The organism is Clostridioides sp. ES-S-0005-03 (assembly GCF_020658455.1).
Classification (GTDB): Bacteria; Bacillota; Clostridia; order Peptostreptococcales; family Peptostreptococcaceae; genus Clostridioides.
This window is the reverse complement of sequence record NZ_JACVWI010000003.1, coordinates 461,680-474,771: the sequence shown is the minus strand read 5'-3', so window position 1 is coordinate 474,771 and position 13,092 is coordinate 461,680. Positions and strand designations below refer to the sequence as shown.

Sequence of the window (13,092 nt, the reverse complement as noted above, 5' to 3'; positions counted from 1 at the left end):
AAATACCTCAATCAATTTTTTAAGTTCCTCTTAGATAAGATACTATTTAACATTGTCCCACTTTAATTTAAAGATAAAATTAAACTCAATATATCCTCATTTTCAACACTTTAATTTTAATGAATATTTTAAAAATATAACTTAATTTTCTTTTGATTTTAATAAGGCTTAATAACATAGTATATACTAATTATTATTCATTATTTTTCTAATTAATCACTATACTTTTTATATAATCAATCCTGTTTCCAAATTGAATTACCATTTTCTTAAGCTTCAACACTATAAAATAATTATAAGCTTCATACTCATCCTTGAAACTTAGTTTCCGAATAATAATTCTAGCATGTCACTTTAATATCCTTTTATTTTTCTAATTTTGCTCATATAACAATATAGTCTATAATAATAACAAATATCTTTTAACGCTTATTATAAATACTGTCTATATAAATTTCCATTCTAAATTATAACATACAATATTACTCTATTTCTGTTAAATGTAAATTTTTACCATATAAAAATCTAAAAAAAAGATAGCTTTTTAGAAAAACTATCTCTTATAATTTAAAATTACTATACTATTATTTTTAATTAAAAATTAAAGGCTAAAAAGTAGTAGAGTTTACTTTTTAGCCTTTAATTTTATTAATTATTCATTTATTTCGTGTAAGAATAGCCCACATCTTACCTTAGGTTCAAACCATGTTGACTTAGCTGGCATTATCTTGCCTGCATCTGCTACTTTTATTAAATCCTCAATACTAGTAGGATACATTGCAAACGCTACCTTCATATCTTCATTAACTCTTCTTTCTAATTCCTCAATACCTCTAATTCCACCAATAAAATCAATTCTTTTATCTACTCTAGGATTTTCAATTCCTAAAATAGCATCAATCACATAATTTTGTAGTATAGAAATATCTAATGAGTCAACTGGGTCTTCTATGTCTAATAAATTCTTATTTGCCTTCATTTTGTACCATTTATCACCTAGATACATTCCGAAAGTTCCTTTTTTGTCAGGTTTATATTTTTCTTTACCTTTCATTTGTTCTACATCAAAATTTTCTTTTATTTTATTTATAAATTCTTCTTCATTTAAACCATTTAAGTCTTTGATAACTCTATTATAATCTAAAACCATTAGATTTTCATCTGGTGCAATCATTGCTATAAAATAATTAAATTCTTCTTTTCCAGTATAGTTTGGATTTTTAGCTCTCATTTCTTTAGCTACATTTTCTGCTGAAGCTGTTCTATGATGACCATCTGCAATATATAAATAATCTAATTTTCCAAATGCATTTACTAAATTACATATTATATCATCATTATCAATCTTCCACACTGTATGCTCTATCTTGTCATCTGTTATAAAATCATATAAAGGCTCATGATTATCCATAAAATCATTTATCATATCATCTATTAATCTTTGATGTTTGTAAGTTACAAGTATAGTTCCCGTATTAGCATCACAGTATTTTATATGATTAGTTCTATCAACTTCCTTTTCTGGTCTAGTGTACTCATGTTTTTTTATTGTTCCATCTAAGCTTTCATCAACTGAAATACATGCAACTATACCAACTTGAGCTCTGCCATCCATAACTTGTTTGTATATATATATACAATCTTTTTCATCTTTTACTAGAATTTCTTGTTTTCGAAATTCGTCCAAATTTTCTCGTGCTTTTAAATAAACTTTTTCATCATATAAATTTATATTTTCATCTAAATCAATTTCTGATTTATCTATATGCAAAAATGAATATGGATTCCCTTTTGCAATTTCTCTAGCTTCTTCACTATTCATAACATCGTAAGGAAGTGCTGCTACTTTATCTACTATATATTTATTTGGTCTAATCGCCTTAAATGGTTTAATCGTTGCCATTACTAAATTCCTCCTAATTGTATAAAATATTTTATAATGCTACCCCTATTAGATTGTTGAAGTCAAGAAAGTAGTCTTGAATCACATTTACAATTTCTTCTCCAATTCTTTCTTGAGCCTCTACTGTAGATGCACCAATATGAGGTGTAGGAGAAACTCTTGGGTGATTTACTAAATCTAGATTTAATGTAGGTTCTTGCTCATAAACATCTATAGCTGCTGCTGATAATTTACCCTCATCTAATGCTTTTAGTAAATCTTTTTCGTCCACCAAACCGCCTCTTGCACAGTTTATTAAATAAGCTCCATTTTTCATCTTATTTATTTCTTTTTCAGTTATTACTGCCCCCTTATTCTTATCAAAAGGTATGTGTAAAGATAAGAAATCTGCTTTTTGTAAAACTTCTTCCATATCACAGAATCTATATTTGTTAAAGCCTTGTGCTTCACCCATTATATCAGTATATATGACATTCATTCCTAATAGTTCTGCCCTCTTTGCAACTTCTTTTGCAATTCTTCCAAAACCTATAAGTCCTAATGTTTTTCCATTAATTTCTGTACCTTTGTATTTTTTCTTTTCCCATTTTCCATCTCTCATAGTTACATTTGCAGTATTTATGAATCTTGCAAGTACAAATAATTGACCTATTGTAAGTTCTGCAACAGATATACTGCTTGCATTTGGAGTATTCATGACTTTTATTCCATTAGCTTCTGCATATTTAACATCTATATTGTCTAATCCTACCCCACCTCTTACTATCAATTTTAACTTTTTACCTTCTAATGCTTTGTCTATTACATCCTTAGTAACCTTAGTAGCTGAACGTACTACAAGCACATCAACATCTTTAAGTTTATCTCCTAAAACATCTTTTTCATAAAACTCTTCTATCACATTAAAATTTAACTCTCTCAATTTTCTCGCTGCATCTTTCTCTATTCCATCAGTAATTAATATATTATACATAACAAACTCCTCCAATTATATTCACTTAATTTTTCCAATTTTTATTTTTTAAAGTATTTTCATCACTAAAAAACTTTATTTAATTACACTTTCTATTTATATAATTTTCAAAATATTTTTTATTAAAGTCATATCAAATTTCATTAATGTTTGTTAAAAATTTAATATGTAATTTTCATAAAACACATTTTATTTTATATATTTTAAATTTAACTTAAAATACACATAATTTTGTAATATTACTTATTAAAACCTAATATATCATCAATATTATCTAATAATTCTTGTACATCTTCGACAGTATAGTCACCCATATGTGAAATTCTAAAAGTTTTTTCTTTTAAATTGCCATAGCCATTTGCTATTTGGAATCCTCGTTCTTGTAATTTTGAATTTAAATTTGATACACTAATACCTTGAGTATTTTCTATAACAGTAAGTGTATTGGATAAGTGATTTTCATTGGTAAAAATTTGGAAGTGTTTTTTAGCCCAGATTCTAACTAAGTTTGCCATGTCTTCATGTCGTTTGAATCTATTATCTAGGCCTTCATCTAATATATTATCTAATTGGAAATCTAAAGCGAACATGTGAGAAAGAGATGGTGTTGAAGGGTATTGGTAGTTTTTCTTGATTAAGTATTCATACATTTCTAACAAATCAAAATAAACTCCTCTAAAAGGTACTTGCTTAGCTCTATCGATTGCTTTTTGAGAAAATGTGCAAATAGACATTCCTGGTGGTAATCCCAGTGCTTTTTGTAATGATGTTATACAAATATCTATTCCAATCTTATCAACCTCGACTTTTATTCCACCGGCTGAACTTACAGTGTCTACACAGTAGACCACATCTTTATATTTTTTAACAACTTCTCCAATTTCTTCTATTGGATTTCTTATTCCAGTTGAAGTTTCATTGTGAGTTACGGTTATTAAATCATATTCTCCGGTAGAAAGCACCTTATCAACCATTTCTGGTGTTGTTGCCTCTCCTAATTCAACTTTAAATATATCCGCTGGGACATTATTAGCCACTGCCATTTTGTACCATCTATCACCAAAGGACCCACAGGAAAATACTGCTGCCTTTTTGGATGTACAGGAACGAATGGAGCCTTCCATTAAACCAGTTCCGGACGACGTGGATAAAAGTATCGTGTTGTTGGTATAGAATAGTTTTTGCATTTTTTCACTTATACTTTTTTGAAGTATAGATGCATCTTTCCCTCTATGTCCTATCATTGGTGTAGCCATCTTTTCCAAGACTTCTGCTCTAACATCAATAGGACCAGGAATAAATAATTTCTTACTCATTATAATTCCCTCCTTTTTTAGTTTGTAATATGGATAGTGTGTTTACTGTCCTTATTTTTAATATCTATAATATCAAGCTAAATTAAGTATGTCAACATAAAAATTATATTTTATATATAATTTATTTTCTATATTTTGTGAAATCATCCATTTTACACCTCATCATTAGTTTGAATTTTCTGAATTTTACCTGTAAAAAAAATACACTTTTTAAATATATAAATTATTTTTTTTAACGTGTAAATTTAATGCTATTATAAGAATTTTTTTTAAGTATAGCTAAGTTATTTTTATCTTATGTTTTTCAATTTTATATTTTTTTACACATCATTTTACATAGCAAATATGTAATCACTTAAATCTCAATATATTCAACTTTTTCTTCTGATTCAGCAAAGAACCATTCTTCATCAGAAAAATCACCTTCTGCTATTTGACCAATAGGCATCTTCATATATTTTCCAGTTGCTGTTACTGCTATCTCTCCATTTGGCAAAATTATTTCTCCTGTACCTTCAAATAATTTTCTATTTTCTTTAGTTATCCTTCCAACTACTTTTATAGTAGCATCTGTTGGTACTGGCTTTTTATATTTCAATTCCAAAGATACTGTAACCCCCCATATTTGGTCATCATTTATACTTACAGCTCTTCCAATAGTCTCATCTAATATTGCAGCAGACATACCTCCATGAACTCTTCCTGGATAACTCTGATGCCAATCTTTTGTATTACAAATTGATACAAGTTCTCCATTTTCAAGTTCATAAAAATCTGCTTTTAATCCTAATTCATTTTGCGTTCCACAAACTAAACAAGATTTACTACTGTTTTGCTTTTTTAAAACCTTATATTTTCCCAAAAACTCCATCTCCTAACTAATATTGACAGTCACTTAATATTCATAATACTAAAATATATTATATAATATTAATTAAATCCCTGCAAATTTCTAATAAACAAAAATAGGCTATTTCAGCATTAAAATCTTAATCCAAAGTGTTATTTTATAAAAAAGCACAACGTGATTTTATGTAATTAAAATTACCTAAAATCATGTTGTGCTTTAAAAATAAAATATCTCTTCTACCCCAAATATAAAACTATTTCACAATAAATTTTTTACTAATGCCCCCCATTATATGACCAAATCGTATTATATAAATTAAACTATAATTCTAAATTTCATTTACTATTAATTCTCCCATTTTCTTTGTACCAACAACAGTTCCTATACTATTATATATATCACTAGTTCTGTATCCTTTTCTAAGTACATTTTGTACTGCATCTTCAATGCATTTAGCTTCATCTTCTAGATTAAAGCTATGTCTTAACATCATTGCGACAGATAAAATAGTTGCAATTGGATTTACAATATCTTTTCCAGCTATATCAGGAGCACTCCCATGTATTGGTTCATACATTCCAAAGCTATCTTCTCGAAGTGATGCAGATGGTAACATACCTATAGAACCTGTAACCATGGATGCTTCGTCAGATATTATATCTCCAAAGATGTTATTAGTCACTATTACATCAAATTGGCTAGGGTCTTTCACAACTTGCATAGCAGCATTATCAACATACATATGTGATAGCTCTACATCATCAAATTCTTTAGCTAAGTTCTCCATAATACCTCTCCAAAGTCTTGAACTTTCAAGCACATTTGCTTTATCTATACTGACAAGCTTCTTCTTTCTATCTCTAGCGATTTCAAAAGCCCTTCTTCCAATTCTTCTTATTTCATTTTCATTGTATACCTCTACATCATAAGCCTCTTCAACACCATCAATAATCTTTCTTCCACGTTCTCCAAAATAAATGCCCCCTGTTAACTCCCTCACAACAACAAAATCAATGCCTTTTTCTACTATATCTGCTCTAAGTGGTGAAGATTCCTTTATACTTTCATATATAGTTGCTGGTCTCAAATTTGCAAATAAGCCTAAGGATTCTCTCAATTTCAAAAGACCTGCTTCTGGTCTTGCATCCCCTTTACATTTATCCCACTTTGGACCCCCAACAGCTCCAAGTAATACTGCCTCGTTTTTTCGACATATTTCAACAGTTTTATCAGGTAGAGGTTCTCCAGTTTCATCAATTGCACATCCTCCAGCCAATACATATTCACAATCAAATTTATGATTAAATTTATAACAAATTTTATTTAAGACCTTTATACCTTCTTTTATAATTTCTGGCCCAACACCATCACCTTTTATGACTGCTACTTTACAATTCATACACCATTACCCCCTGTTTACCTTTATTGAGTTAATTAAACCTTCATTTGTTATGATATTTTGCATAAACTCAGGAAATGGTTCAGCCTTATATTTTGTTCCTTTTGTTATGTTTTTTATTACACCTGTTGAAAAATCCACTTCTATAGTATCACCTTCTTCTATGCTATTAGCTGCTTCCTCACATTCAAGTATTGGAAGCCCTATATTTATAGAATTTCTAAAAAATATTCTAGCAAAAGTTGATGCAATTACACAGGATACTCCACTTTCTTTTATTACGATTGGAGCATGTTCTCTTGATGAACCACATCCAAAATTTTTAGTTGCAACTATAATATCTCCTGCCTTTACTTTAGATACAAACTTATCATCAATATCTTCCATACAGTGTGTTGATAGTTCCTTATAATCAGCTATATTTAAATATCTAGCTGGTATTATTACATCTGTATCTATATTATCACCAAATTTAAAAACTCTTCCATTAGCAATCATAAACTTTACCTCCCTTAAATTATTTCTGATGGTTTTGATATTTTTCCAGTTATAGCTGATGCTGCTGCTACAGCTGGACTGGCAAGATAGACTTCTGAATCAACATGACCCATTCTTCCTACAAAGTTCCTATTTGTTGTTGAAACTGACCTTTCTCCTGCTGCAAGTATACCCATATGACCTCCAAGACATGGTCCACATGTTGGTGTAGAAACAGCTGCTCCTGCTTCTATAAAGATAGTAATATATCCTTTTTCTATTGCTTCAAGATATACTTTTTGAGTTCCAGGAAATATCATCACTCTAACCCCATCTGCAACTTTTTTACCTTTCATGATTTCAGCTGCAACTTCAAGGTCTGATATTCTTCCATTTGTACAAGAGCCTATTACAACTTGGTCTATCTTTATATCGTTATCAATCTCATCTACTGTTTTAGTATTTTCAGGAAGATGTGGAAAAGCTACTGTTTCTTTTAATGTAGCTAAGTCAATTTCATATACTTCATCATAAATTGCATCTTCATCTGCTTCGTATACATTTACAACTTTTTCTGTTGTTGTACATTTATGTGAATTTATATATTCTATAGTTTTATCATCTACTGGAAAAATTCCATTTTTAGCCCCTGCTTCTATTGCCATATTACAAATAGTAAATCTATCATCCATAGATAGATTACTTACTCCATCTCCACAAAATTCCATTGATTTGTAAAGTGCCCCATCAACACCTATCTTCCCTATTATATGAAGTATCACATCTTTTCCAGTTATCCATTTATTTGGCTTATTCTTTAGGACAAATTTTATTGCACCAGGTACCTTAAACCAACATTTTCCTGTAGCCATGCCAGCTCCCATATCAGTTGAACCTACGCCAGTGGAAAAAGCGCCTAATGCTCCATATGTGCAAGTATGAGAATCGGCACCTATGACTACATCTCCTGCTGTTACTATACCTTTTTCAGGAAGAAGAACATGTTCTATTCCCATATCCCCTACATCAAAGAAATTGACCACTCCTTTGGATTTTGCAAAACTTCTTGTAAACTTACACTGCTCTGCACTCTTTATATCTTTATTAGGTGTAAAATGGTCCAAAACTATTGCCACTTTAGATTTATCATAAACATCCTCAATTCCTAACTTTTCAAATTCTCTAATAGCTACTGGTGATGTTATATCATTGCCTAAAACTATATCTAAGTTTGCTTCAATCAATTGTCCTTTCTTAACCTCATTTAAATTAGCATGTTTCGCTAAGATTTTCTGCGTCATAGTCATCCCCATTTTCTGCTTCCTCCTCAATATAACTTTTATTTATTGCATTCATAAGAGCATTAATAGCTGCTGTATTTATATTTTCTGATATGCTTACCCCAAAATAAACTTTATCATTATGTTCTATTCCCACATAGGCCACACCTCTTGAATGTGAACCTTCCTCTAATGCATGTTCCCAATAATATCTAAATTTATAATCTTTCATTCCACATTGTTTTAATGCATTATTAAATGAATCTACTGGCCCATTTCCTATTCCAACAATCCTTTGTTCATTACCCATATAAGTTACTCTTGCAGTCATCTCAATCATATTAGTATCATCAGAATCATCACTTTCATAGTTTATCTCATCCATTGATTTTATCTTATATTTCTTAACTTTATATGGACTCTCAACATCAATATATTCCTTCTTGAATAAGTTAAATATTGACTCACTGCTAAGTTCCGCTCCTATTCTATCAGATTCCATTTTAACCACATTTCCAAAATCAGCATGCATATTTTTAGGTATCATGAAACCATAATCTGTTTCCATTATATAAACAGCTCCACCTTTTCCAGATTGGCTGTTTATTCTAATGATTTCTTTGTATTCTCTTCCTATATCATGAGGGTCTATTGGTAAATATGGAACTTCCCAACAACCATCATTTCTATTGCTAATTGCTATCATACCTTTTCTAATAGCATCCTGGTGAGAACCTGAAAAGGCACAATGTACAAGATTTCCTGCATATGGATGTCTATCATGTACTGTAAGTTTTGTACAATCTTCATATATTTCTATCATTTTATCAATATTACTAAAGTCTAATTCTGGGTTTATTCCTTGTGTATAAAGATTAAGACCCACATTTACTATGTCCATATTACCAGTTCTTTCACCATTTCCAAATAATGTACCTTCAAGTCTATCTGCTCCAGCTAATAATCCAAGTTCACTTGCTGCTGTACAAGTTCCCCTATCATTATGAGTGTGTAAACTCATTATAATAGAATCTCTACAGCTTATATTTTCACAAAACCATTCTATTTGGTCTGCATATATATTTGGTGTTGCCATTTCTACTGTTGATGGAAGATTTATTATAACTTTCTTTTGTGGCGTTGGTTTCCACACATCTATAACTGCCTCACATATCTCAAGTGCATAATCCATTTCTGTACCTGTGAAACTTTCAGGTGAGTATTCAAAAATAAACTCTGTTTCAGGATATTTCTTTGCTTCTTCATTGAATAATCTTGCTCCCTCAACTGCTATATCTATGATTTCTTGTTTACTCATATTAAAAACCACTTCTCTTTGAAGAACAGATGTAGAATTATATAAATGTATTATTGCTTTCTTACATCCTTTTACTGATTCAAATGTTTTTTCTATAAGATGAGCTCTAGATTGTGTAAGTACTTGTATAGTTACATCATCTGGAATCATATTTTCATCTATTAGCTTTCTTAAAAATGTATACTCTGTATTTGATGCTGATGGAAAGCCTACTTCTATTTCTTTAAACCCTGTATCCAAAAGCATTCGGAACATTCTGACTTTTTCTTCTACATTCATAGGTGTTGGCAGTGATTGATTTCCATCTCTTAAATCGACACTACACCAAACTGGAGCTTTTGTTATTTCGTTATCTGGCCATTTACGATTTACCATTTTCATTCTATTATATTTTTTATATTTTCCATATTTCATGTTATTTTCCCCCTTTTCTGTTTTTTGTATTCAGTATACCTTATATCGACGCAATTCTACCCCTTTTCAATTCATAAGTACAAATGTTAGATTTATCATTAGAATAAAAATAACCCCATCTCTAGTAAAACTAGAGACGAGGTTTTGCTCGCGGTACCACTCTATTTAGCTTTTTAAAAAGCTCCCTTAGTAATAGCTACTACTAATTATTATAATAGCTATTTTTCCTATAACGTGGAAATACGGTTATCCTAAGTTACACAACTCAGGAAACAGCTCCTAGACAAGTTCAGAATTATCAACTGCTAAATCACACCATACTTTAGCTCTCTGGAAGTTTCATGATTCTTACTACTTCTATTCATCGCTTTTAAAATCATTTAAATTTTCTAAATATTTTGATTTAATAGTTATTATATACACATTAAAATGTATTGTCAACATAAAAAAATAATTATCTGTATTTTTTTATTATTTATTTTTGTCAGATAATATTCTAAATCATGCTAACTATTGAAAATAGTATGATATTACCCCTTAAATTTTTTTATCTTTTCATCTATTGTACTCAATAATTTTTTTTCATCTTCCAAACTCAATGCATTTAATCTAATTTTGTAATTAAAATTATCAGCACATATATTTAATATATTTTTTGTTACTTCTGTTTTTTCTATTACTTTATAGTTAAATTTTTGATTTTTTCTAGCTTTTATACTGAAAATACATTGATTATTTATTGATATTGAATGATTATCAAGAGTAAGATATACTTTTCCCTTATATCTATTTGAAAAATCACGACCTTGCTTAAAAAGAAAAACCGCTGTTATTATACATAAAAGATATAAAAATGTTGTTGAGTATATAAAAATTGTGGCCAAAATTATAAGAGCTAAAACCATATTTATAACCATTCCCTTTTTGAAATAACCATTGTCATAATAATTCATGTAGATAAACTTATTTTTACTCAAATTTTCTCACTCCTAAAATTCTAAAAATTTATATTAAAAAACTCTACAATTTCATCTTCATGATAATTTATTACTAGTTCTTCTGGAAAATCCACTGATTTTAAAACTTTCTCTGCACTTTCAAATTCACCTATAGAGTAACATATATGCGAATCTGTACCAAGAATAACTCTTACACCATATTGTTTACATAATAGTAACATTTCACTTGCATTTTCCCAAGTTCCAGTTCTATGAGAATTTGAACTTAATGAAGAGTTATTTATTTCTAAAAGAATATTTTTATCCTTTGCTTTTTTTACTATAGACTCATAATCTAAAGGATATCTACTATCATCTGGATGCCCAATTATCTTTACTCTAGGTTTATCCATCACTTTTAAAATAGCATTTGTATTTTCTTCTTTTGTACCTGAAACTATACAAGGTCTATGCAAACTTGCAATTATATAATCTAAATGTTGTAGCATGTCTTCTGGAACATCTAAGTTTCCATCATAATCCATGATATTTCCTTCTATACCTCTAAGAATTTTTAAATCTTGTATTTGGCGTGGAAGTAGATGTAAATTATAGAAGTAAAATGGATGTGGTCCTCCTGGCATATTAGGACCATGGTCTGATATGCCTAAATATTTTATATTTTTTTGAATTGCTTCTTCAACATTTTCTTTAAAAGTACTATGTGCATGTCCACTTATTAAAGTATGACAATGTACATCTATAATAGCTTTTTTCATTAATTTTCCTCCTAATACTGTATATAAATTTTTATAGATAGTTGAAGGGCTATTTTAAAACTAAAGCTGTCAAAATAGACAGAGTAATGTTTTAAAACAGCCCCCCTTTTTGATTATTTTATATTTCTAAGTCTTTAAATTTATCTTTAAATAATTCTCCAATACTTCCTAGAGATTCTTCTACTTCTAAAAACTCTGTTATATCCTCTTCTGGCTCTCTAGTTGCTTCTTTTATCGAAACTAACATTCTCTTAGTTTTTGGTTTAAAATCAAGAATTTTAACTTTAATTTCGTCTCCAATATTAACAACATTAGTAACTTTAGCTACTCTAGTATCACTCAATTCAGAAATTGGTAAATAAGCATCTACACCTTCTTCGATTTGGACAAAAGCTCCCTTTTCTATAATTCTAAGAACTTTAGCATTAACAACATCATCAACTTGTAATTCTTTTGCTATTAAATCCCATGGGTCATTGTTTATATCTTTTAATGCTAGTGCAATTTTTTTAGTTTCTTGATTTACATCTAATACATAAACTTCCACTTCTTGACCTTCAGAGACAACATCTTCCACACTTTCAACTCTTGTCCAAGATAGGTTATTTATATGTGCTAATCCTTCAATTCCACCAATATCTATGAATGCACCATAAGACATTATCTTTGTTACTTTACCATCTCTTTTCTGACCAACTTCAAGGGAATTAAACAATTCTTCTTTAGCTAATTTAATACGAGCTTTTTCTTCTTCTCTTTCATGTTTTATTCTAGCTCTTTCGGCTTCCTTTTCTGCCTTAATTTGAACTCTTCTTTCTTCTCTCTCTTTATTTATACGTTCTTGTAATACGTCTCTATGAGATGCTACAAATCTATTTTTTCTAGCATCCATTTCTTTTATATATACTTCTAAGTTACGACCAACAAATTTAGACGTATCTGTAATAAACTTTGTGTCAAGCTGAGAAATTGGTATAAAAAATGTATATGTATTGTAATTAGCAAATACACCTTTTTCTATATTTTTTTCAACGTTTACAGTTATTATTCTATGTTCATCATAAGCTTTGTGTAAATCAGCAAAATCATTTTTTCTATCTAATTGTAACTTAGATAAAGTTATTGTTCCATCTTTTTGAGATACTTTTGTTATTATAGCAGTTATTTCATCATTTATATGATATAACTCTTCTATAGATTGATTTTTTTCTATGTTTAATTCACTTATAGGTATTATTCCATCAAACCCATAACCTAATTCTAGTTGTACTTCATCATTTCTCACTGCAGTTATTTTTCCAGTTATCAATTCCCCAACTTTCACTTTGCTGAACACTTGCTCTTGTTGCTCAAGTAGCTCTTGCATTGTTAAATCATTTTCCATTATATAAACATCCTTTCCTCTTATTGATTATCATATCTGTAAATATTATACCATTAATATT

General features: G+C 29.4%; 11 protein-coding genes and 1 other annotated feature. All 11 genes read right to left on the bottom strand.

What is annotated here, in order from left to right:
• Positions 1-652 precede the first annotated feature (652 nt).
• The 11 genes from IC218_RS14860 to IC218_RS14810 all read right to left on the bottom strand — a co-directional run bounded on the left by IC218_RS14860 (position 653) and on the right by IC218_RS14810 (position 13,031).
• Positions 653-1,903 (bottom strand): DUF1015 domain-containing protein, encoded by a 1,251-nt coding sequence (locus tag IC218_RS14860; RefSeq protein ID WP_227436697.1) that lies wholly within the window; start codon positions 1,901-1,903, stop codon positions 653-655.
• Between the two features lie 31 nt (positions 1,904-1,934).
• Entirely contained in the window at positions 1,935-2,876 is a 942-nt protein-coding gene (locus tag IC218_RS14855; protein ID WP_227824771.1) for a D-2-hydroxyacid dehydrogenase, read from the bottom strand.
• A gap of 239 nt (positions 2,877-3,115) precedes the next feature.
• Complete coding sequence (locus IC218_RS14850; protein ID WP_227436700.1) at positions 3,116-4,192, bottom strand: pyridoxal-phosphate-dependent aminotransferase family protein; 1,077 nt, start codon at positions 4,190-4,192, stop codon at positions 3,116-3,118.
• Positions 4,193-4,547: 355 nt separating this feature from the next.
• Positions 4,548-5,063, bottom strand: coding sequence for a PaaI family thioesterase (locus IC218_RS14845; protein ID WP_227436702.1), 516 nt, complete (start codon positions 5,061-5,063; stop codon positions 4,548-4,550).
• A 307-nt stretch (positions 5,064-5,370) separates the two neighbouring features.
• A complete protein-coding gene (gene leuB / locus IC218_RS14840; RefSeq protein WP_227436704.1) occupies positions 5,371-6,441 on the bottom strand; it encodes a 3-isopropylmalate dehydrogenase in 1,071 nt (356 codons plus the stop codon).
• Positions 6,442-6,447: 6 nt separating this feature from the next.
• Positions 6,448-6,939: a 3-isopropylmalate dehydratase small subunit gene (leuD, locus tag IC218_RS14835; RefSeq protein ID WP_227436706.1), complete on the bottom strand. Its 492-nt coding sequence runs from the start codon at positions 6,937-6,939 to the stop codon at positions 6,448-6,450.
• A 14-nt stretch (positions 6,940-6,953) separates the two neighbouring features.
• On the bottom strand, positions 6,954-8,231 hold the full coding sequence (leuC, locus tag IC218_RS14830) for a 3-isopropylmalate dehydratase large subunit (protein WP_227436709.1): 1,278 nt from the start codon (positions 8,229-8,231) through the stop codon (positions 6,954-6,956).
• Positions 8,188-9,930, bottom strand: coding sequence for a 2-isopropylmalate synthase (gene leuA / locus IC218_RS14825; protein ID WP_227436712.1), 1,743 nt, complete (start codon positions 9,928-9,930; stop codon positions 8,188-8,190). The genes leuC and leuA overlap by 44 nt, the downstream gene beginning before the upstream one ends.
• 129 nt (positions 9,931-10,059) lie before the next feature.
• Positions 10,060-10,304 (bottom strand) — a binding site (T-box leader).
• A 156-nt stretch (positions 10,305-10,460) separates the two neighbouring features.
• On the bottom strand, positions 10,461-10,907 hold the full coding sequence (locus tag IC218_RS14820; RefSeq protein ID WP_227436713.1) for a hypothetical protein: 447 nt from the start codon (positions 10,905-10,907) through the stop codon (positions 10,461-10,463).
• Between the two features lie 20 nt (positions 10,908-10,927).
• Positions 10,928-11,647 carry a phosphatase gene (locus tag IC218_RS14815; RefSeq protein ID WP_227436715.1) on the bottom strand — a complete coding sequence of 240 codons (720 nt, stop codon included), beginning with the start codon at positions 11,645-11,647 and terminating at the stop codon, positions 10,928-10,930.
• Positions 11,648-11,765: 118 nt separating this feature from the next.
• Positions 11,766-13,031: a 30S ribosomal protein S1 gene (locus IC218_RS14810; RefSeq protein WP_227436716.1), complete on the bottom strand. Its 1,266-nt coding sequence runs from the start codon at positions 13,029-13,031 to the stop codon at positions 11,766-11,768.
• Between the last annotated feature and the right edge of the window lie 61 nt (positions 13,032-13,092).

Excerpts from the sequence above, each read along its gene's own strand:
- IC218_RS14860 (WP_227436697.1), bottom strand. The coding sequence starts at position 1,903 with ATGGCAACGATTAAACCATTTAAGGCGATTAGACCAAATAAATATATA.
- IC218_RS14855 (WP_227824771.1), bottom strand. The coding sequence starts at position 2,876 with ATGTATAATATATTAATTACTGATGGAATAGAGAAAGATGCAGCGAGA.
- IC218_RS14850 (WP_227436700.1), bottom strand. The coding sequence starts at position 4,192 with ATGAGTAAGAAATTATTTATTCCTGGTCCTATTGATGTTAGAGCAGAA.
- IC218_RS14845 (WP_227436702.1), bottom strand. The coding sequence starts at position 5,063 with ATGGAGTTTTTGGGAAAATATAAGGTTTTAAAAAAGCAAAACAGTAGT.
- leuB (WP_227436704.1), bottom strand. The coding sequence starts at position 6,441 with ATGAATTGTAAAGTAGCAGTCATAAAAGGTGATGGTGTTGGGCCAGAA.
- leuD (WP_227436706.1), bottom strand. The coding sequence starts at position 6,939 with ATGATTGCTAATGGAAGAGTTTTTAAATTTGGTGATAATATAGATACA.
- leuC (WP_227436709.1), bottom strand. The coding sequence starts at position 8,231 with ATGGGGATGACTATGACGCAGAAAATCTTAGCGAAACATGCTAATTTA.
- leuA (WP_227436712.1), bottom strand. The coding sequence starts at position 9,930 with ATGAAATATGGAAAATATAAAAAATATAATAGAATGAAAATGGTAAAT.
- IC218_RS14815 (WP_227436715.1), bottom strand. The coding sequence starts at position 11,647 with ATGAAAAAAGCTATTATAGATGTACATTGTCATACTTTAATAAGTGGA.
- IC218_RS14810 (WP_227436716.1), bottom strand. The coding sequence starts at position 13,031 with ATGGAAAATGATTTAACAATGCAAGAGCTACTTGAGCAACAAGAGCAA.